Below are 20,346 nucleotides of genomic sequence, written 5' to 3' on the forward strand. Positions count from 1 at the left end.
GCAAGACACGTGGAGAGCCCGGTGCCTTGAGAGAGGCACGCCGGGTTCGGCGGGCGGGCCGGGGAAACGGACTGGCCGCAAGGCCAGCACTGCGCACCGGTCCGACCCAACAAGTAGCTGTGAGTAATCAGCTTCCGTTGACTGGCAGGATTTCCCCATGGCATCGTTCCTGTTCATCGGCCTGCCAGAGAAAGAGGCGTTTCCGGATGACTCCGGGCCGCTACAGCTTTCCAACCTGATCAAGGACTCTGACCTGGTCTTCTCCGGTTACTTTGCCCCTGATCGCATGGACCCGGGTGGAGGGCCCATAACAGGCTATTGATCCAGTCTGCCATGATCGTGACGAGGCCCGCTCCGGTCGCGGTCGCCGCTCCGACTGCTGCCCGCCAGAGCAGCACCTTCAACCGGTGCCGCAACCGTCCGGAGGAGCCTTGCCCGGCACGAGACCCTGTGCCGCTTCCGACGCCTGATCCTCAGCCGGGTTGCTTGGCCATGACGACCAAACCCGGCCCGCTTTGCTCATCTACAGGGAGCCGAAGTTCGGCGACCGGGCGCAGTCCAGCCTGCTCGATCAGGTCCACGAGTTGTTCCGGCCGCCATTTGTGTGTCGTCCAACGAACGGGTACACCTCCGTAGGCCTCGGTTCGCACCGCGTCTTCGTCGCCGACGTGTGTTGCGGTGATGAAGTGTCCGCCTGGCTTCAACGCGCGCGCGAACAGGGCGAGAACCTGAGGAAGGACGTCACGGGGGAGGTTGAACAGTGACCACCACCCGAGCACGCCGCCAAGGGACGCTTCACCAAGGTCGAGGTCGGTGGCAGAGGCGACGCTGAAGCGGCATTGCGGATGAAGACGGCGCGCGTTCTCGATCATGCGAGGAGAGAGGTCTACCCCGGACACGTCGAGTCCGCGTTCGGCAAGGTAGGCGGTCACCGTTCCGGGTCCGCAGCCGACGTCGAGGACAGGCCCAAGCTCGCTCACGGTGTCAGCGAAGGCGTCGATTGATGCCTTGAGCCATGGATGGCTACGGATGTCGCCGACCCCCGTCGTCACCACCATGTGGGCGTAGTTGTCGGCCACCCGATCATAGGACTCACGTACCACGTCGAGATCGGCTGGGCGGTCAATATGGTGTGCGGGCATCAGCCAACAATAGGACTGTGCGACGGCCCTGGGACTGGTACAGCGAACGCTAAGCCGTTGATCATGGCCCGGCTGTACTCGCAAGGGCGTTGACGAGGTTGTCGAGTTCGTCTTTCTTCAGGCGGCCCACGGCGAAGTGTTTACCCGGAATCACACAGGCGCGGTCACGTTCGGCGCCGGAAACGCGGATGTGCTTCACATCGTCCCCTCCCCTGGCACACGACAAATTACCCAGTTCGTCCGGCGGGGGGCATGGATGTTCACAGGAACTTTTCATCTCCTCGACATCTGCCGCGCCGGTTTGTCGGTGGGGCGATCTAATGTCCCGGCCATGACTTCAGCGACGCAGGCGTACACGTACGCCGCGCCCTCCTCCCTTGTCGACGGTCGTCTCGGATTGGCGACCTCCGGCGGGCGGGCCCTGTCCGGCCCGGCCGTGGCCCCCCGGTTCTTCAGCGGCGTGGTGACCCAGGCGGCCCCCGCCGCGGCGGCCCTGCTCGGCGTCGCCGACGTGGCGCTGGCCCGCTACCACCAGCCGCAGGCGCGGCCCGGCTGGGTGCGCGACCCTGTGGTGACGTGCAATGGAGACCGGTTGCGGTTCGAGTCGTTCTCGGCCTGTGGCGGCGTGTACGCCCGGCTTGATCTGCTGAACGGCGCGCTCGACGGCGAGGTGTTCGACCGGGGCACCACCAACGTCGACGTGAACGCGCCGCTCCGGGAGGCGCTGGCGCGCATCGGCGCGCGTGACCCGTTGCACCTGGGGGTCGGGCTCGACGAGCTGGTCGTGACCACGATGGATGGCGCGGTGGTGGAGAAGAAGGTGCCGCTGCCCGAGCGCTGGTTACGCGGCTTCGCCGAGGTGCAGGTCATCGCCTCGGGCATGGACCAGCGCGGTGAGCTGACCGGCATGGCGGCGGTGCGGTTCCTGCGCGGTCTGCCCAAGAAGGGCACGGTGTGGGTGGCGCAGGCGGGGCGGGAGCTGAAGGTCTCCGACCGTCAGGTTCCGGGCTCGGTCCAGCTCGCCGGCCCCAACCGGCTCGGCACCCTCCTGCCGCTGCTGCGCTTCGCGAAGTCCCTCCGGGTGTACGGCCCGGCCGACGCCGCCTCCAGCGCCTGGGAGCTGGAGCTGCCGGGCATGCGCTACACGCTCACCCTCTCGCCCGAGCGCTGGCGCGGCTTCTCCGGCGAGGGCGCGGTGCTCGACGACCTGGCCATCGACGAGGCCGAGAACGACGCCGACGTGGTGGGCATGCTGCTCAATTTCGAGCCCGAGGTCGAGATCGGCCTGCTGGCCGACCGCGCGGGCATCCCCGCGGACCGGGTGCGGGCCGCGCTGACGCAGCTCGGCGTCTCCGGCCGGGTCGGCTACGACCTGTCGGAGGCCGCCCACTTCCACCGTGAGCTGCCCTATGACAAGGACAACGTGATCCTGCTCAACCCGCGGCTGGCCAAGGCGCGCAAGCTCGTCGACGCGGGCGCCGTGCACCTCGAAGGCGAGTTGGCCACCGTCCATACCTCGAGCGGCGCGCGCCGGGTCTCGCTGGCCGACGGATCCTGTACCTGCGAGTGGTGGTGGGACCATCGCGGCTCCCGTGGGCCGTGCAAACACGTGCTGGCCGCCCGGATCGTCGCCCGCGCCGCCGTGGAGGTCTCCCGATGACCCTCTGGACGGAGATCTGTGATCTGGTCACTCGCAACCAGGTCACCCGCCTGGCCGACCGGCTGGTCACGCTCACCGAGGAGGAGCGCGCCGAGCTGGGCGGGCGGTTGCCCGGCCTCGTCAAGGAGCTGCGCCGTGTCCGCACCGAGCAGGTGCGTGCCCATCATCCCGACGACTTCGAGGAGATGGCCTCCTGGGAGGTCGGCGACCTGCTCGACAGACTGGCCGGCGTGCTGCTGCTGACCGGTGTCGGCGTCATCACCGGCCCGGCGGCCGCGGTGACGTGGATGACCGGCCGCGACGTCAACCGCCGCTGGGCCGAGGACCCCGACGTCGCCCAGGTGTGCCGGGTGGCGGCCACCCGCCCCCGGGAGTGGCGTCGTGATGTCGCGGTCCGGCTGGCCCAGCGGGTGCGCCGTCCCGCCGACCGCATCGCGCCGCTGGCCGTGGCGCTGCTGCGCGAGTCCGGCGCCGTGCCGCCCGACCACGACCCGCTGGTGGCCGCCTGGCTGGCCGCGCCGAGCATGGCCGATGACCCGCTGACCCCCGTGCTGCTGCCTCGTGTCTTCGACGCCGACGGCGCGGGCCGCGCCCTCCGTGACGAGCGGTTGGAGCCCCGGCCAACCCGCTGGCTGGCCGCCGCCGCCCGCGAGCTGCCCAGGGAGCAGGTGCTCGACGGTTGCGTGAGCCGTTTCCTGCGCGGCGGCGAGGCGCAGGACCTGCGGTTCTTCGTCCGGCTGCACATGCTCCTCGACCCCACGCCCGCAGAGTCCGCGCCCCGCCTGCGCGACTACCTGCGGTTGTTGCCGTCGGCTCCGGGCACGGTCGCCGAGCTGGCCGCCGGGCAGGTGCGCGGGGCGATGCCGCTCGACCACGCCGACCTGGTCGAGGCGGTCGACGCGCTCACCTTCCGGGACGAGGCCAAGCTCGCCGCCACGGGCCTGCGCTGGCTCGACCAGGCGATCCGGGCCACGCCCGAGGCGGCCACCGATTTCCTGACCGCGCTGACCACGGCGTACGCGCACAAGTCCTTCGACGTGCGCAACCGCGCGGCCGAGCTGACCCTGAAATACGCCGACCTGTTCGCCGACCACACCGGGGTGATCCTCGACGGCGTCCGCCACCTCCCCGCCGACCTGGGCGCGAAGCTGACCGAGCAGTTCGGCGGGGAGACCCCGGTCGAGGAACTGCTGGAGCAGAAGGAGTTCCCGCCGCTGCCCGAGCTGCCGGAGGCGCGGCGGTTCCCCGAGCCGTCGATCTCCCCCAACTACCACGAGCGTTGGATCGGCCAGGAGCGCTGGCTGGCGGCCTTCGTCGCCGGGTTCGCCGACGACCGGGCGAAACTGCGCCGCAAGCTCAAGCCCCACGTCGAGCAGGACCAGGGCTACTGGCGGTCCAGGGAGGTGCGCCTCGACCCCGACGACTGGCAGTCGGCACTGTCCGCCGAGCTCGTCGCCCCCGGGAGCGTGCCGGAGCTGCCGCCGATCGAACCGGAGAAGTTCTGGGACGGCGCGAACCACTCCGTGGGAGTACGCGCCCTCACCCGTGGCGAGGAGCCCGACCCGGAGCCGAGGCCCCGGCGGATCATGGTGGGCGGCGTCTACCGGCTTGGCCGCTACCTCGACGACGACACCCCGCTGCGCGCCTTCTTCATCACCTGGACCAGCGACGACGGCCCGGACGGGGCGGTGGCCCACGAGGGCGACCGGCAGATCCCCTTCGCCGGGGGCCGGATCCACCTGTACGACTCCCCCACCGACGTCGAGCAGCCGTGGCATTTCGGCGCCGACGACGAGGACGAGGACGGGGAGATCTACGACGACAGACTGCCGGATCGCCTCCGTCCGGTGCGGACGAGGCCTGGCGTCTTGTACGACGACTCCGTGGAGGCCATGCCGTCCTTCATCCTCGACCGCGCCTACAAGCGCATGGCCGAGCTCGGTGTGAACCCCGCCCGGATCGCGGCGATGCGGGCGGAGGAGCAGGTGCCCCCGCCAGGCCCAAGCGAGCCGCTCGTGGAGGTGACCGTCGTCTTCGTCCCACCCCGGCTGCGTTCCTTCATGCCCAAGGAGTTGCCCGAGCACGACGAGTGGCGGCGGCGCAACCAGCTACCCCACCCCAATCGCGTCTCCCCGCCCCACGATTTCCTGCTGCACCGCTACGCGGAACTCGCCGAGGCCCTCCGAAACGGCACCCTGCCGCCCGTGCTGCTGGCCACGCCGACCTGGATGAGCGGCCACCTCGACCCCGACGTGCTGGTCGGCCGGCTGGAGACCTGCGCCGCCGCCGGAGTGGAGCCGCCCCCGGCCGACCTGGCGCAGGCGCTGCTGCGGTTGCCCCGGGGCAGCCACCAGGCCGCGGCCGACCGGGCCGCCAAGGTCGACTCGGAGGCGGCGCGCTCGGCCGCCCGCTGGCTCGCCGGTGACGGCATGGCCGCCCCCGAGTGCGGCCACGTGTGGCGCCATATGGTGGACGCGTCCATGGTCGATTTCGGCGACGGCGAACCGGAACACTTCACCGAGGTCAGGCTGCAGCCGGTGTTGCGGGTGACGGCCCCGACCGGCCATCGGCTGATCGACGAGGTGCTGCTGCGCCAGCCGTTCGATTGGACGGTCGACGAGTTCGGCGGCACCCTCCGGGCGTGGCCCGCCATGCTGCCCTCGCACCGCGAGGTCGTGGCCGTCAACTTCCTGCCCTTCCTGCTGCGCGGCCGCTGGGGCGCGGGGGTGACGCCCACGGAGATCACCGGCCTGGAGATCGCCCAAGGCCCGATGGGCGAGTCCACGGCGGTGATCCTCGCCTTCCTCCTGGCCGACAGCGTGTCCGGCATGATCCCGCTGGTCCTGAGCATGGCCGCCAGGGGCGAGCTGCCCGCCGAGGCGATCGGCCGCCAGCTCGCGCTGGTGCTGCGCCGCACCTGGCGGGAGACCCGCCCCGCCATCGCGGCCCTGACCGAGCTGGCCGACGCCGGCGGCCACCACGAGGTGTGGCGCATCCTGCGCGCTCTGCTGCCCGGGATGCTGCCGGGCGAGGGGCAGCGCATCACCGTGCCCCACGCCGAACTCGTCGCCTTCGCCGCCGACGTGGCACGCTGGACCGGCGCGCGCGGGGAGATCCCGGTCGTCGCCGAGTTCGCGCAGAGCCGCCGGACGATCCGCTTCGTCCACGAGTGCAAGCGCCTGCACGCCCAGCTCACCGGAGCCACGTCATGACCTCTGACGACATCCGTATCGAGATCAGGAATCTCGTGCTCAACCACGACGCCGAGGGTCTGGCGTTGCGGTTGCCGAAGCTCACCGACGCCGAGCGGGCCACCGTCGCCGCCGGGTTGCCGGGCCTGCTCGCCGAGCTCCGCGAGAGCCCGCTGCTGGCCGCCACCGTCGGCTGGGACGCCTTCGACTGGACCGCCGACGAGCAGGTCACCGGCCGGTCCGAGGTGCTGATGATGGTGGGCGCGGCGACCATTCCCGGCCCGGCCGGGGTGGTCACCTGGCTGATGAAGCGCGACCTCAATCCCCGCTGGTCCGGCGCGCCAAGCCCGCACCGGCTGGTGAAGGCGGTCTCCGGTCGCCCGATGGCCTGGCGTGCCGATCTGGCGGTACGGCTCGCGCGCCGCATCCGCCGTCCCGACGACCGGATCGTGCCGCTGGCCTTGGAACTGCTGCGCGACGGCGAGGCCACCCCACCCGACCACGAGCCGCTGGTGGCGGCCTGGTTGTCGGCGGTGGGCGTGGCCAAGGACCCGCTGACGCCCCACCTGCTTCCGAAGATCTTCGAGGCGGCCGGCGCGGGCCGGGCGCTGGTCAACGAGACGCTCACCCCGAAGCCGTCCCGCTGGCTGGCCCTGGCCGCCCGCACGCTGCCGCGCGAGCAGATCCTCACCGGCTGCGTGAGCCGTTTCCTGCTCGGCGGCGACGCGCAGGACCTGCGTTTCTTCGTCCGGCTGCACACGCTCGTGGCGCCCACGCCCGAGGAGTCGGCCGGGCGGCTGCGCGACTACCTGCGGCTGCTGCCCGCCGCGCCGGGCCCGGTAGCCGAGCTGGCCTGGCAGCAGGTGCGCCAGGCGCGGCTCGACCCGGCGGACGTCGCCGAGGCCATCGAGGCGATGACCTTCCGCCAAGAGGCCAAGCTCGCCGTGAAGGGCCTGACCTGGCTCGACCGCGACCTCGCCACCACACCGGAACGTGTGGCCGACCACGTCACCGCGCTGACCAACGCGTACGCGCACGCCTCTCACGAGGTGCGCGACCGCGCGGTCACCCTCACCCTCAAGCACGCCGACCACCTCACCGACCCCGCCCCGATCCTGGAGGCGGCCGAACTGCTGCCCCCGGCCTCGGCCCGGCAGCTCTTCGAGCGCTTCACCGAAGGCTGGACCAGCGACTTCACCCCCGGCCGCCTGCCCGAGGCCACCATCCCCGGCCCGTTCCCCACCTCCGGCCTGGAGAGCGGCCCGCCGGAGGAGATCGGCTGGATCGACGTCGAGGCGTGGCTGGCGGCGGTCACGCGGGAGGCACATACGAACCCGGACTCCCTGAAGGAAACGCTGGCCCGGCGGTTCGGCGAACACCTGCGGCCGGTGCTCTACGACGCGCCGACGTGGCAGTCCCCGCGTGACTGGTGCACCGCGCTGGCCAGGGAACTCGTCAACCCCGGCGAAGATCCGGGGCCGCCCATGTCCCGTCCGCCGAGGCCGCGCCCGTCGTACCGGAAGACGATCTCCGAGGAGCAGCGGGCCGACGCGGAGCAGGCCTTCCCCGGCCTGTCCGGCGATCTCGGGCAGGCCCTGTACGACGGCATGGTGAACGTCGCGGCCACGGCCTTCCAGCTGTTCCCCGGCCTCCGCACGGTCGTCCCGCTCCACGAGATGCCCGACTACGTACAGGAGGAGATCCTGCGGACGATCGACGTCCAGACCGACCTCTACGACCTGAAGGCGCGACCTGCCCCCGCTCCCTGGAACCGCCTCCCCCACCTGCGAGAGTGCGCCCGCCCCCACGCCTTCCTCCTGTCCCGCCTCGACGAACTCCTGCGCGCGGTGAAGGCCGGAGCCCTGCCCCCGGTACTGCTGGCCACCCCCACCCGCGCCGACGGCCACCTCGACCCCGAGACCTTGCTCAACCGCCTGGCCGTGTGCGCGGAATCCGGCTGCGAACCGCTCCCGCTGGACGTGGAACAGGCCCTGTTACGCCTCCCGCCCAATCCCGCCCCCGACCTGGCCGAACGCGCGAAGGGCATCGGCTCGGCGGCTGCTGCGGTGGTGGCCCGCTGGTTCGAGCGCGGCGCGCCCCCACCCCCGGAGGTGGAGCTGACCTGGACCCTCGACCTCGGCTCCCGCGTCGTGCCCTACGACGACCATGTCCTCGACCAGCGCGGCATCGCCAATGTGAGCTGGCAACCCGTGGAGCCCACCGGTCTCGCCCACCTCAACGCCCTGCTGACCACGCCCGAGATGCGCCCGTTCCGGCGCATGTCACGTCACTTCTGGCCCGGCATGACGCCCCACCACCGGGAGCTCGCGGCGGCCCATCTGGCGATCGGCCTGATCGACCGTTTCGACCCGCCCGACATCGCGATCGACGACCTCCGCAACCTGACCCTGACCGAAGGCACGTCCGGCCCGGCGACGGCCCTGGTCCTGGCCTACTTCCTTACCGTGAAGGGCGACGACGCGGTGCCCCCACTGCTTCAGCTGGCGGCCAAGGGCGCGCTCCCCGCCGCCGAGACGGGCCGCCTGCTGGGCCTGTTCGGCCGCCGCACCCGCTACAAGGCCGACCCCGCGTTGCCCTCACTGGAGCTGGCCGCCAAGCAGGGCGCGCACGCCGAGGTATGGACGATCTTGCGCCACTTCCTGGCCGTCTTCCTCCCGAGGGAGGGCGAGCGGGCCCAGCGTCTGCACACCGAAGCCGCCGTGCTGGCCACCGACATCGCCGCGTGGGCCGGCGCGCGGGGCGAGATCCCCGAGGTCGCCGCCCACGCGAAGAAGCGCGGTTCGACCTCGCTGACCCGGGCCTGCCGGAGCCTCCACCGGTTCCTGACCCGGGAGGCCTGATCGGCTCAGCGGCGGCGGAAAGGGCGGCGGTCTGCCGGACTTGGTCTGCCGCGCCCCAGTCGTCGTCGCCGTGGGCCACGATGCTGAGGAGTTCGCGCAGGTGGAGGATGGGACCAAGCCGATGAGCGCCTTTCGTTCGTCAGACGTGTTGCTCTGGGTAGGGGTCCCGGTAGTATCGGCGGAATTTTCAACGGATATGCAGGTCAGAGTTCCCTTAAGGAGCCTCGGGCACAGCTTGGAAGGCGAGCAGCTGATCTGCATATCCGTTGTTTCCTGCGTCGTTACCACTGGGACCCCGTGTTGGCCGGACAAAGAGTGGTATTACTTTGAGTTACCGGGCCACCCAATTGCGTCACGGAAAAGCGCAGCCGCGAGGGGCCGCTCCGGTGCCCACTCGGCCGTCTGCCGGCCCGACGAAGCACCGTTCCGTCAGGACGCGACGTCACCAACAGGGCCGGGGCCGTGCGCGCCGGTCTCCGCAGGAGGAGAGTCTGTGATCTCGAAGAGCAAGAAGAACGCCCGTTCCATGGCCGTGGCGCTCGCCGCAGCCGCCGCCTTCACCGTCACCATCCCGGGCGGCACCGCCTTCGCCATCGACCACGTCCAATGCGTTGGTGGCGAGAACTTCCTGAAGATCTGGTCGCACCTCGACGGCCGCCAGAGCGTCGACTGCTACGCCAACGGCGGAAAGACCGACTTCGGCGGATGGTGGGTCGACCGGATCTCCACAGGCAACAACGACCTGATCTACTACGACGCCAACGGCGACTCGGTGAAGATCGAGCGCTGGCACGACATCACCTTCCCGAACCACCCTCCGAAGGTCGTCGCCATCCAGATCGTGTGACACGTTGACATCCGGCTGCCACCGGAATCGCCGGCCTGTCAAGCCCCGCAGGCGTGACCGGCGGCGGGCAGTGCGACAGGCCGGCCAGGGCGAGACCGGCAGGCACCGTGGGATGCGGGTGGGCTACCACCGGGGCGGCGAGGCAGTCCGCCGGCTCCGCACACGACTCCCGCGACCAGCCAAGAAGGCTCGGCTCAGGCATATACAGGAACCGTAGCCTCCGCCGCTCCGCCAATCCGCCCCCTCAACTACCCAGCGTTACTTTGGGGCCTGGGTCAGCTTCGGGAGGAGGACGCCGTCTATGACCAGTCGGGCGCAAACGTCGAATACTTCGCTGTGCGTAAGCCTCCAAGGCACGTCCCCCGCGCGCTGGGATGTTCGCTTGAGAAGTGCCGGGCCTTTCATCAGAGTGTCATCGCAGAGTTGCCCCACGCCCACTCGGGCGGCGACGGCGATCCATACGACGGCGAACACGATGGTCTGTGCTCAGCACAGCGGCGTCACCTGAATGCACGGATCGACGCCTTCCTGAGGGAGCACGTGTCCAGTGATCAGCGCCGGTTCATGGAAAGGATCTGGATCTTGCTGATCCTTAAGGCAGTTCGGTAGGCCCATGCGAGCAGGCGTGTACGCGCCAAGAGCACATTGGCGCGGATAACGGTGCGTTCCAGGCGACGGAAGGCAGGGGCGAACAGTACGTCGGTGGGGTCGACGAGTACGAGGCCGGCGATTCGGTCGGCCCGGCCGGCGGCGGCGAGGCGGATGACGGGAGAGAGTGCGCGCCGCGAACCAGCCCATATCCACTGGGTTGGAGCCGGCGACGGCTCTAGAGGCGTAACGACGCCGGCTCCTCGCGCATACCTTCCCGTCTCGCTCACCACGCCCGGGTTTTCCTGCCGGCCAGTGGCCTCGGCGGGGTGGAGCGAGGTGTTCGGTGACGGCGGCGATGAGTCGATCGTCCACTGTCCTGATCGCGGGTCGTGCGCCGGAAGCGTCGCCTTCCGACTCATATGCGTTGGCGTCGCACTCCTCGAGCGGGCTAGCGTTGCTTCCGTCATGCGCCAGGAGTGTGCCCTGTCTGCGCCTGTGAGTCAGCAGATTGGAGATGCGGGATGACTTCTCAGCTCGTCGCGCTCTGCTTCGATGCGAACGACCCGCTCCGTCTCGCGCGCTTCTGGGCCGGAGTCCTGGGCTGGGAGATGGCCAACGACCCCCACGATGGCATCGCACTCCTGCCGAGCGATGACACCGGGTTCCGGATCCGATGTCTTCCGACCCAGGAGAAGAAGACCGGCCAGAACCGGATGCACTTCGATCTGACGAGCACGTCCCTGGAGGACCAGCAGCAGACGGTGGCGAGGTCGCTCGGACTCGGTGCGCGGCACATCGACATCGGGCAACGCCCGGAGGAGGGTCATGTGGTGCTCGCCGACCCCGAAGGCAATGAGTTCTGCGTCATCGGACCGGGCAACAACTTCCTTGCTGACTGCGGATTCATCGGAGCGCTTGCGTGCGACGGTTCGCAGGAGGTCGGGTACTTCTGGAGCGAGGCGCTGGGCTGGCCGTTGGTCTGGGACCAGGACCAAGAGACCGCGATCCGCTCGCCCCACGGCGGTCCGAAGATCACGTGGGGCGGTCCGCCACTGATGCCGAAGACAGGGAAGAACAGGCTGCACTTCGACCTCGCTCCATCCGCGCACGGTGATCAGCAAGCGGAGGCCGACCGTCTCGTCTCCCTCGGAGCGACTCGAGTCGACATCGGCCGGCGCGGGGTCGGTCGGGTGGTGATGGCCGATCCCGATGGCAATGAGTTCTGTGTGTTGCCCCCCCGATAGCGTGACCGGACCCGGGGGCGGCGCGCCTCCGATCCACCCCTCGGCACGGCGTGATGCCGGCGGCGCGGTCGATGTCATCGTCTGGCGCACCGCCACCGCACGGCTGTTGCCCTGCCTGCTGGACGGGCGCCGGGCCGGCCCGCTCTTCCTCACCGATCCGCCGCCCCCGCATCGGGTTGCCGCCCGGTGGCCTCGATCCAGGCTTCAGAGTGGCCCGGCCGTCGTATCGGCGCGGCGTCGCCCTTAGCGGGTGCCGGGCTTCGAGGTCGAGCACTCTTGCCAACACATAACCATTTCCGGCTATCATCGCCATATGGCGATTGATAGTGATGCTGGCCGATGCGTGAACGCCGACATCGCCGCGGGCATCCCGCCGGCGGCGGCGCTGTTCCACTCGCTGGCTGATGAGACCCGGCTGAAGATCGTGCAACGCCTGGCCCGAGGCGAGGCCCGGGTGGTGGACCTGACCGAACAGCTCGGCCTGGCCCAGTCCACGGTCTCCAAGCACCTGGCCTGCCTGCGCGATTGCGGGCTGGTCGACTACCGGGCCGAGGGCCGCCAGTCGTTCTACGCGCTGACCCGGCCCGAGCTGATGGACCTGCTGGGCGCGGCCGAGCAGCTGCTGGCCGCCACCGGTCACTCCGTCACGCTCTGCCCCGTCTCCGGCCCCGGCAGCCTCGACCGCGACGCCGACCTGCCCGCTGGAGGCACGAACGCATGACCGCGCTGAATCTGCCCGGCCTCGGGCCCGCACCGGCCCGCCGTACCGTACTGCGCCGCCGCATCCGGCTGCTGGTGGCCGCGACCATCACCTACAACGTGATCGAAGCCGTCGTGGCCATCACCGCCGGCACCCTCGCCTCCTCGGCCGCGCTGATCGGCTTCGGCCTGGACTCCATCGTCGAGGTCGCCTCGGCCGCCGCGGTCGCCTGGCAGTTCTCGGCCACCGACCACGAGCGGCGGGAGAAGGTGGCGTTGCGGGTCATCGCACTCTCGTTCTTCGTGCTGGCCGCCTACGTCACCGTCGACGCCGTACGCGCCCTGGCCGGGGCCGGCGAGGCCGAGCACTCCACGCCCGGCCTGATCCTGGCGGGCTTGTCGCTGGTGATCATGCCGTTCCTGTCGGCCGCCCAGCGCCGTGCCGGCCGTGAACTCGGCTCGGCTTCGGCGGTGGCCGACTCCAAGCAGACGCTGCTGTGCACTTACCTGTCCGCCGTGCTGCTCGTGGGCCTGGCGCTCAACAGCGCCTTCGGCTGGTCGTGGGCCGACCCGATCGCCGCCCTGGTCATCGCAGCCGTCGCGGTCAAGGAAGGCCGCGAGGCCTGGCGCGGCGACACCTGCTGTGCCGTCCCCACCGCCACCGTCATCGGCGGGTCAGGCGCCTCGGCCGGATGCGCGGATGGCTGCTGCACCGCTGAGAAGGAGCACGATCGATGATCGGCCGCCCGATGCCCGCCCATGTGCGGGCCGCCTACCGCGCCGAGATGAACGCCGCCCGCGCCACCGGAGACGCTGCGGCGCGCTGGCGGCATCTGGAACGGGCCCACATCATCTCCCAGCCGTGGCCCTGGCCCCACACCCGCAACCACCTGGCGATGTTCGTTCTGGCCATCGCCCAGCGCGACCGCCGCGAAGCGTTCGGTCAGGTGGTGCGTATCATCGTGGCCGCGCCCGGCTCGGCGCTGGGCCGCTACCCCGAAGGCAACACCGGCCGCGCCCGTGTCGGCCTCACCCAGCCCATGCCCCTGCCCGCCGACCTGGCCGAGCTCCTGACTGCCAGGTAAGGTCCGCGCCCGCTGACCTGCTGTCGCCCCGGGAGGGCCCCGATGACTGTTCGCCGCCAGTTCGCCCTGGCTCCCGCGGTTGCGGGCAAACCCGATGTCGGTGACGTGGGCGGCCTGCAGGAGCCGGCCCGGCGGCTCGCCTGCGGCCAGGCCTGGACACCCGGAGCCGGCCCGTACGGTCACGGCGCTGTTCGACCGGCAGGCCGCCGGCTGGGACGCCGGGCACAGGCCGGCCGTTTCGACCCCGTGACCGACGCGCCGGCCGCCGACACCTCCGCCGAGGTCGCAACGGCCACGGTGGACGAGCAGGAAGGCGGCCGGCGGTGACCGGGGCGTGGGGGTGGGACCTGCTGATCGGCATCGCGGTCGCGCTGCTGGTCACCTGGCTGGCGCTGCTTGTGGTGCTGGCCATCGTGCGGCCGCGCGGCGGCCTGCTGCGTGAGGCGCTGCGGCTGCTGCCGGACGTGCTGCGGCTGATCCGCCGCCTGGCCGCCGACCGCAACCTACCGCGCGGCGTGCGGGTACGACTGGCGCTGCTGCTGGCCTACCTGGCCTTCCCCCTCGATCTGGTACCCGACTTCATCCCCGTGCTCGGCTATGCCGACGACGCCATCATCGTGGTCGCCGTACTGCGCTCGGTGGTCCGCCGCGCCGGACTGCAGGCCGTACGCCGGCACTGGCCCGGTACCGACGACGGCTTCGCCGCGCTGTCGCGGCTGACCGGACTCGACACGCCACCCGCAACCCCCTGACACGCCACGACCGCCGCAGGCCGGGACCCGCGACGGCGACCTGACGAGCTTTGCGGCACCTGCCATGCCCGCTCCTTCCGGACGCCCCACAACCGTGATCTACTCCTGGTTGCCCGGCCCGACCGCAGTGGAGTTCTCGCCGAGAGACAGAAGTTGAGCGTCTGGTCGTTGTCAGTAGACATCCGGCCATCCCGGTTACCTCGGGCGGCCTGGCATGGTTATGACGACTTGAAGTGCCCCACCCGGGCGGCTTGAGCTGGACCCGTCTCGGATCGGTGATGTGATCCCAGACCGACATGTCGGCTTGAAGTGGCCCCACCTTTAGAGTTGCGGTGTCAGGCTCGACCTGCTGGATCACGCGCGCCGCGGCAAGGGGGACTTGGTGGCGCTCACCAAAGTCGAGCTGTTCGACCAGACCCGCCGGGATTCGTGGCGTGCAGGCCTGGGGATCCGGGCGCCGGACCGCAAGTACGGAGTGCACCGGCGATTGGTCCGCGAGGCACTGACGCGGCCCGAACCGACACCACGTAAGACGCCACAACGCCGGTCTTCGCAGTTGGAGCCGTGTACGTGGAGCAGCGTGTGGACGCGGTGGTCTACCGGCGGCTCGACGAGCTGTTCCGGGACGGGCACCGGCGGGGACTGCTGCCGGCGCCGCCTGAGCTGCTGAGTGAGATCACCCGTGGCGCGTTGGAGCGGCTGCTCGCCTCGCAGTTGCCGTGCGAACTCGACTGGACCTCGGCCGATCTGCTGCGGGCGACCGTCGACACCGTGTTCTACGGAGCGATCCGCTCAGCACACCCCGGCATCGACGATGAACAACTCCGGGCGGTCATGCCAACGGCCCGCGATGATGGGCAGGAGGTGGGACCGTGTCTGGGGCAACCGGCAGGGTGGCATTGGTGACAGGGGCCAGCAGCGGAATCGGTGCGGCCACCGCGCGCCTTCTGGCCGCGCGAGAGATGCGCGTGGTGGTCAACTACCTCCGCAGCGGCACGGCAGCCGGGGAGGTCGTGGCCGGCATCGAGACCGCAGGCGGCCAGGCCATGGCCGTGCAGGCCGACGTGCGCGAGGCAGCGGCGGTCGAGAGCATGATCGAGCAGGTCCAGGCGGTATGGGGCGGCATCGACGTGCTCGTGCACAACGCGCTCATCCCGTATGTGATCAAGCCGTTCCAGGACATGACGTGGGAAGAACTGGGCGGCAAGCTCGACGACGAGATGCGTGCGGCGTTCGCGGTCACCAAAGCCGTCCTGCCCGCCATGACCGAACAGGGCTGGGGACGCATCATCTATCTCGGTACCGGCCTCAGCCGCCGGCCCCGGGAGGGCATGATCGCACTGGGCACGGCCAAGGCCGCACTGGCGCAGTTCGCCCGGTACCTCGCCCAGGAACTGGGCCCGCGGGGCATCACGGTCAACGTCGTCGAGCCCGGCCCGGTGGAGGACACCCGCATGGCGGATGTGTTCGACGAGGAGCACAAGCAGCGGCAGGTGGCCGCTACCCCTCTGGGCCGCCTGGCACACCCGGGCGACGTCGCCCAAGCGGTCGCCTTCTACGCCAGCGAGGACAACGCCTTCATGACCGGCACCACGGCCGCGGTCAACGGCGGGATGTCCATGTACTGACGCCCCGCTGTCCTCCGCACGCGGGGCCATACCGTCCCGGTCCGGCCGCCGGCCGGACCGCATCCGGCACACCGTCACCTCAGCACCCTGGGCCGCAGCAGCCGGGCCCCGGCACGCGCGGGCGCACGGCGGTGACACGATCAAGGAAAAACGTTCATGTACACGATCGATCTCGCCTACGTCGGGCGGGGCCTGCACGAGGAACTGGTCGCCTACATCGCCGACCAGCAGGGCTACTACGCCGACGAGGGCGTCCACGTCGCGCTGCGCGACGGCTGCTCCTGGGACGAGGAGCGGCTGCGCCACGGCGCCACCATCGGGCTCGGCCGGGCACTGCTGTCCCGACTGGCCGATGGCATCCCCTGGGTCGCACTCAATGTCAACACCCACCGCCCGCTGTTCTGGTTCCTCGCCCTCCCCTGCCTGACCTCCCTGGCCGACCTGGCCGGCCGGCGGCTGGCGGTACACGCCCCCCACACCGCACCCGGGTGCTTCGCCCGGATCGTGCTGCGCCAGGCCGGTCTCGACCCGGACCGCGACATCCACACCATCGTCCGCCCGCCCGGTGACTACGGCATGGACCTGCGCTGGCTGCACGATGGCAGGATCGACGCCGCCCTGGTCGGCAGCACCATGGCACCGGAGGCGATAGCCGCCGAGCACGGCTGGCAGGTGCCGGCCTGGGTCGGCGACCACTTCCAGATCCCCACCGTAGGCGTGGCCGTCGACCCCACCTACATCCACCCGGACGACCCCGCGGTCCAGGCCGTCGTACGAGCCCACCGGCGCGCCCTGCAGGTGATCCACAACGAACCCGACACCACGGTGCGGCACATCCAGACGTTCCTCGGCCGACACACCGCAGACGAAGCCCGAGCCCACTACGAGACGTTCATCGCACCGTATTTCACCACCGACGGCCAAGCCGACCTCGCCGTCGGCGCCACCGCGATCACCGCGGTCGCCGCCGAACTCGGCGTCCCCGCCACCGTCACCGCAGCCGAGTTCTACCGCACCGCACCCCCGCTACGAACCTGTCCTTGACGATCCGTCCTCTGACGATAGTCAGGATCAGGTCGTTGACCTTGGCCCCATGGGCGTGCGCCACCTCCCTTGCGGCCTCCAGGTCGAGCCGCACGACGCGGAGTCGACGACCGGTTCCGGCCGGTGCGTTGAGCGAGGTCCGGGGGGCGACGTTGATGTCGGGCAGCAGGCGCGCCACGAAGCCCACCATGGGGGGCGAGCACCCGCGCGGTCCGCACAGCAGCCGCGCCCGAGCCGACAGTCCTCCGCTGTCTGGATATCTCATATCTCCGGTGTACAGCCAGGGAAATCGAGAGCCATGACCGGCCACCTCAGCCTTTCAAGATCAGCATAAGCGACCGTTAAGGATGGTTAAGGCTTCTTAAGTGCCCGCGTATTATCGGCGGCGCGAAAGGTCTCATCGGCGGTGAACCGGCGAAATGGAACCCCGGCCTCCAGCGCCCGGGTGAGCACGGTCGTGACCAGCTGCCGCTTTGTGGCGAACGGCATCCGGCCTGCCGGAAACAGCGTCCTCCGTCCCGGTCGTTTCGGTGATCGACGAAAGTTGAGCCAAGAGTCGGGAACACCTTGTCATTCCAGTCGAAAGTGGCTCATAAGTGCCCGCCACGATGCTGTCCTGGTACGACGAATTCGCCGTACCGGCACGGACACGGAGCGCGATCCTGGTCGAGGAAGAGGACGAAGTGAGCGGTGATGTGGTCGGCGCCGAGGCAGACACCACCCGGTGGGCCGATGAACTCGACGTACCGGCAGGTCCGCGACGGAGACGGCACGTTGCTCGGCCTGTGACGAGATCGGGCCGGCGACACGAGGTGCCGGCGGTTACCGTGGTGGCGGGGCGGTACGGCCCTGCCCCGGAGACATGGACGCCGCTCCTGGAGCTCGACATCCTGCGTCCGACTCACCGCACCCGTTCACGCGCCGCACGGTAGGCGGCTGGTCCCCCGCGCAGAAAGTTCCCGCCCGCGCCGATGAAGCGGCACGGCAGGCAGCACACCGAGTCCGACCACACAGACTCCGCCGGATGAACCGGCAGGTACGGAAACCGCCGCAGTATCGGTGGAGGCCCTCCCCAACAAAAGGAGAAAAGCAATGGAACTCGACATCAACTCCCTGGACATGCTTCCCAGCAAGATGGAGACCGCTCTGTATCCATGCAAAACCACCTGCGTTACTCTCGTCTCCGCGATCACGGTCACGCTCACCATCGCCTGACGTTCACTGCAGGAGCGGCCGGACCGGACGCTCGCGGCAGGTGAGCGGTCGAAAGCGCGTCGCCTCGGCTGCGGAGGCATTCGTCGCGGGTAGGCGGCGACACGCGGTGAACGCCTGACCTTTGAAGTCCTGCGCCGATGAGGGGCGCGGGGCTGAATCGGAAGGCGTACACGGTGCAGGCCGGTTCGGCTTCGGGCCGCGATCGACCCGATTCTGCCGCGGCCGTGCATAGACCGCCTGAGAGACGAGGTCGAGCATCTCGCGCCGGATTCGATGGGACGCCACGTCGTCCCATCGAATCCGGCGCGGTTCGAATCACGCGTCATCATTGAGCTCCAAGCCGGCCACAAGCAGCCGTCCCCATCGTCGGCCACATGTGGTGGCCCTATCTCCCTCGCCCTCCCCATCGGGTGCACAGCGATCATGGCCTGGTACGCCTTCATCGAGCTGCCGAGCCAGGCAGGTGCCAGGAGTGAGCCGGCGCGGCAGTTCCTTCGTTACCATCGCCGCCGCCCTCAGCTGCTCTCGCCGACTTTCCAGATGAGACGACATCTACGCGCACCGGAATCACCGAAAAAGATGTTGATCAAGTGACGGTCGCGTCGTGTCGGGGTGGGCTGCTTTCCATGCAGCAGCGGACGAAATCTTGGATGACGGGGTCGGTGTCGTCGGCGGGTGCCCAGGCGACGCCGACCTGGCTGGGGCTGACGCCGCCAACGGGCCGGTAGGTGACGCCGGGGCGCGCGTAGAACCGGGCGGCGGATTCGGGGGCCAGGGCAATGCCGTAGCCGTTGGCGATTGCGCTCAGCCAGTCGTCGGGGTGGTCGGTGACGGCGCCGACGCGGACCGGGTGGCCATCACGCTCGTCGACGGCCAGCCAGTAGTCCCGCCACCGGCCTGTTTCCGATAGGGCTGCCACGAATGGCTCATCCCACAGGTCCCGGAAAGGGATCAGGTCGCGCGTGGCGAATGGGTGTGCCGTGGGGAGCGCGACCCAGCGGGGCTCGGCGAACAGCACCTCCACTCGCAGGGTGTCCTGGCCGGGAAAGGGCAGGCGCAGCAGGGCGACGTCGACATCTCCGTCGGCGAGTCCGGCGGCCGGGTTCGACCATGCGGCCTGCCGCATGTCGACTCTCCAGCCTGGCCGACGGCGGGCGAACGCCGCGACGATGTGCTGGGTGGCCTCGTTGGCGGCGCTGGCCATGAAGCCGACCCGCAACACGCGGGCGGCCCGGTTTGCCACGTGCTTGGTCTCCCGCAGCACCTGGTCCCAGCCGGCCAGCAGGGCGGGTACCCGCTTCGCCAGGGCCTGGCCCGGTTCGGTGAGGGCCATGCCGGCCCGGGATCGCGTGAACAGCCGCATTCCAAGCTGGATCTCGAGTTGCCTGATCTGTTTGGTCAGCGCCGGTTGCGATACGAACAGTCGTTCCGCAGCGCGGGTGAGGCTCCCTTCCTCTGCCACGGCGATGAAGTACCGCAACAACCGGGTGTCGACATCCATGCCGTCAGGTTATAGATGCAGGTATTGGACGCCAACCTGGCGCTCGGTGAGGCTTGACCCAGCAGGCGGGCAGCGGCTCGCCAACACTCACACGATCGGCGGGGAGACACCATGCCTGTTCTGATGATTCGTTACCAGGTGGCCGAGGAAGGTGTCGCGGAGGTCGTCGAGGCGATCGAGACGGCTTTCGCGGCGGTGGCGACGGAGCAGCCGGAAGGCGTCCGGTACGCGTACCTGCGCCGTGCCGGTAGCACCGAGTTCGTCGCCCTGCTGGACCTTGACGAGGGCGTCGAGAATCCACTGCCCGGCATCGCTGCGGCGCGACAGCTGCAAGCGACCGTGGCCAAGTGGGCGGTGGGGCCCGCCCCGACACCCCAGCCACTCGACGTCCTTGGCGCCTATCGCTTCGGCTGAACGCAGGCCATACGAATGTTCATCGCCTACGTCGTCGTCACCGTCATCACGATCGTGGCCAACGCCGGGGTCGCCTTCGCCGACCTCGCACGGGCCGAGTTCGTCCTGGCCAACTCAGCCGAAGTGGGTATCTCGCAGTCTTGGATCCCGCTGCTGGCCGCCCTGAAAGCCGCCGGAGCCGCCGGGCTCCTACTCGGGCTCTTGGGTGTTCGGTTCATCGGCATCGCCGCCGCTGTCGGGCTTGTTCTGTTCTTCATCGGCGCCATCGCCGCCCACGTTCGCGCCCGCGTGTTCCACAACATCGCCTTTCCTGGAGGCCTCTTTGTGCTGGCCGCCGTATCTCTCGTCCTCACCGGGGCTGTCCAGAGAACGGCACCTCTCTGATGCCAACTGCTTGACACAGACCGGGCCCGAATGACATCAGGCCGGCTTCCCCTGGGGCCTGTTCCCGGTGGCCGCCGCGAGAGCGGCG

General features: G+C 69.9%; 21 protein-coding genes. 17 read left to right on the top strand and 4 right to left on the bottom strand.

What is annotated here, in order from left to right; all coding sequences use genetic code 11:
* Nucleotides 1-157 precede the first annotated feature (157 nt).
* Nucleotides 158-322 carry a hypothetical protein gene (locus ABZU75_RS37415; RefSeq protein WP_355565152.1) on the top strand — a complete coding sequence of 55 codons (165 nt, stop codon included), beginning with the start codon at nucleotides 158-160 and terminating at the stop codon, nucleotides 320-322.
* Nucleotides 323-473: 151 nt separating this feature from the next.
* Here ABZU75_RS37415 and ABZU75_RS37420 read toward each other — a convergent pair whose 3' ends face one another.
* Both ABZU75_RS37420 and ABZU75_RS37425 read right to left on the bottom strand, forming a co-directional pair.
* Entirely contained in the window at nucleotides 474-1,142 is a 669-nt protein-coding gene (locus tag ABZU75_RS37420; RefSeq protein WP_355565155.1) for a class I SAM-dependent methyltransferase, read from the bottom strand.
* Nucleotides 1,143-1,203: 61 nt separating this feature from the next.
* Nucleotides 1,204-1,341 (bottom strand): hypothetical protein, encoded by a 138-nt coding sequence (locus ABZU75_RS37425; RefSeq protein ID WP_355565158.1) that lies wholly within the window; start codon nucleotides 1,339-1,341, stop codon nucleotides 1,204-1,206.
* A 132-nt stretch (nucleotides 1,342-1,473) separates the two neighbouring features.
* Here ABZU75_RS37425 and ABZU75_RS37430 point away from each other — a divergent pair, with 132 nt between their 5' ends.
* From ABZU75_RS37430 to ABZU75_RS37490, 13 genes are all read left to right on the top strand, one after another.
* On the top strand, nucleotides 1,474-2,802 hold the full coding sequence (locus tag ABZU75_RS37430; RefSeq protein WP_355565161.1) for an SWIM zinc finger family protein: 1,329 nt from the start codon (nucleotides 1,474-1,476) through the stop codon (nucleotides 2,800-2,802).
* Entirely contained in the window at nucleotides 2,799-6,014 is a 3,216-nt protein-coding gene (locus tag ABZU75_RS37435; RefSeq protein ID WP_355565163.1) for a DUF6493 family protein, read from the top strand. The genes ABZU75_RS37430 and ABZU75_RS37435 overlap by 4 nt, the downstream gene beginning before the upstream one ends.
* Entirely contained in the window at nucleotides 6,011-8,854 is a 2,844-nt protein-coding gene (locus ABZU75_RS37440; RefSeq protein WP_355565166.1) for a hypothetical protein, read from the top strand. Before ABZU75_RS37435 ends, ABZU75_RS37440 begins: the two co-directional genes overlap by 4 nt.
* A 493-nt stretch (nucleotides 8,855-9,347) precedes the next feature.
* The gene (locus tag ABZU75_RS37445; protein ID WP_355565169.1) at nucleotides 9,348-9,701 is read left to right on the top strand and encodes a beta/gamma crystallin domain-containing protein; all 354 of its coding nucleotides are present in this window, start codon (nucleotides 9,348-9,350) and stop codon (nucleotides 9,699-9,701) included.
* 1,112 nt (nucleotides 9,702-10,813) lie between these two features.
* Nucleotides 10,814-11,536 (top strand): VOC family protein, encoded by a 723-nt coding sequence (locus tag ABZU75_RS37450; RefSeq protein ID WP_355565172.1) that lies wholly within the window; start codon nucleotides 10,814-10,816, stop codon nucleotides 11,534-11,536.
* Between the two features lie 313 nt (nucleotides 11,537-11,849).
* Entirely contained in the window at nucleotides 11,850-12,257 is a 408-nt protein-coding gene (locus ABZU75_RS37455; protein ID WP_355565174.1) for a metalloregulator ArsR/SmtB family transcription factor, read from the top strand.
* Complete coding sequence (locus ABZU75_RS37460) at nucleotides 12,254-12,973, top strand: cation transporter (protein ID WP_355565177.1); 720 nt, start codon at nucleotides 12,254-12,256, stop codon at nucleotides 12,971-12,973. Before ABZU75_RS37455 ends, ABZU75_RS37460 begins: the two co-directional genes overlap by 4 nt.
* The gene (locus ABZU75_RS37465; RefSeq protein WP_355565180.1) at nucleotides 12,970-13,320 is read left to right on the top strand and encodes a DUF3703 domain-containing protein; all 351 of its coding nucleotides are present in this window, start codon (nucleotides 12,970-12,972) and stop codon (nucleotides 13,318-13,320) included. Before ABZU75_RS37460 ends, ABZU75_RS37465 begins: the two co-directional genes overlap by 4 nt.
* Nucleotides 13,321-13,362: 42 nt before the next feature.
* Entirely contained in the window at nucleotides 13,363-13,647 is a 285-nt protein-coding gene (locus ABZU75_RS37470; RefSeq protein WP_355565183.1) for a hypothetical protein, read from the top strand.
* A complete protein-coding gene (locus ABZU75_RS37475) occupies nucleotides 13,644-14,072 on the top strand; it encodes a DUF1232 domain-containing protein (protein ID WP_355565186.1) in 429 nt (142 codons plus the stop codon). Before ABZU75_RS37470 ends, ABZU75_RS37475 begins: the two co-directional genes overlap by 4 nt.
* 570 nt (nucleotides 14,073-14,642) lie before the next feature.
* The gene (locus ABZU75_RS37480) at nucleotides 14,643-14,978 is read left to right on the top strand and encodes a hypothetical protein (RefSeq protein ID WP_355565188.1); all 336 of its coding nucleotides are present in this window, start codon (nucleotides 14,643-14,645) and stop codon (nucleotides 14,976-14,978) included.
* Nucleotides 14,975-15,700 carry an SDR family oxidoreductase gene (locus tag ABZU75_RS37485; RefSeq protein ID WP_355565191.1) on the top strand — a complete coding sequence of 242 codons (726 nt, stop codon included), beginning with the start codon at nucleotides 14,975-14,977 and terminating at the stop codon, nucleotides 15,698-15,700. Before ABZU75_RS37480 ends, ABZU75_RS37485 begins: the two co-directional genes overlap by 4 nt.
* 156 nt (nucleotides 15,701-15,856) lie before the next feature.
* Complete coding sequence (locus tag ABZU75_RS37490; RefSeq protein ID WP_355565194.1) at nucleotides 15,857-16,744, top strand: ABC transporter substrate-binding protein; 888 nt, start codon at nucleotides 15,857-15,859, stop codon at nucleotides 16,742-16,744.
* Here ABZU75_RS37490 and ABZU75_RS37495 read toward each other — a convergent pair.
* A complete protein-coding gene (locus tag ABZU75_RS37495; protein ID WP_355565197.1) occupies nucleotides 16,692-17,009 on the bottom strand; it encodes a wax ester/triacylglycerol synthase domain-containing protein in 318 nt (105 codons plus the stop codon). The two genes, ABZU75_RS37490 and ABZU75_RS37495, sit on opposite strands and share 53 nt — an antisense overlap.
* 827 nt (nucleotides 17,010-17,836) lie before the next feature.
* Here ABZU75_RS37495 and ABZU75_RS37500 point away from each other — a divergent pair.
* Complete coding sequence (locus ABZU75_RS37500; protein ID WP_355565200.1) at nucleotides 17,837-17,959, top strand: ALQxL family class IV lanthipeptide; 123 nt, start codon at nucleotides 17,837-17,839, stop codon at nucleotides 17,957-17,959.
* 586 nt (nucleotides 17,960-18,545) lie between these two features.
* Here the strand turns inward: ABZU75_RS37500 and ABZU75_RS37505 are convergent.
* Entirely contained in the window at nucleotides 18,546-19,460 is a 915-nt protein-coding gene (locus ABZU75_RS37505; RefSeq protein WP_355565203.1) for a LysR family transcriptional regulator, read from the bottom strand.
* Nucleotides 19,461-19,571: 111 nt separating this feature from the next.
* Here ABZU75_RS37505 and ABZU75_RS37510 point away from each other — a divergent pair, with 111 nt between their 5' ends.
* Nucleotides 19,572-19,874 carry a hypothetical protein gene (locus ABZU75_RS37510; RefSeq protein ID WP_355565206.1) on the top strand — a complete coding sequence of 101 codons (303 nt, stop codon included), beginning with the start codon at nucleotides 19,572-19,574 and terminating at the stop codon, nucleotides 19,872-19,874.
* Between the two features lie 15 nt (nucleotides 19,875-19,889).
* Nucleotides 19,890-20,258 (top strand): DoxX family protein, encoded by a 369-nt coding sequence (locus tag ABZU75_RS37515; RefSeq protein ID WP_355565209.1) that lies wholly within the window; start codon nucleotides 19,890-19,892, stop codon nucleotides 20,256-20,258.
* The last annotated feature ends 88 nt before the right edge of the window (nucleotides 20,259-20,346 follow it).

The organism is Streptosporangium sp. NPDC005286, assembly GCF_040607515.1.
Lineage (GTDB): Bacteria > Actinomycetota > Actinomycetes > Streptosporangiales > Streptosporangiaceae > Streptosporangium.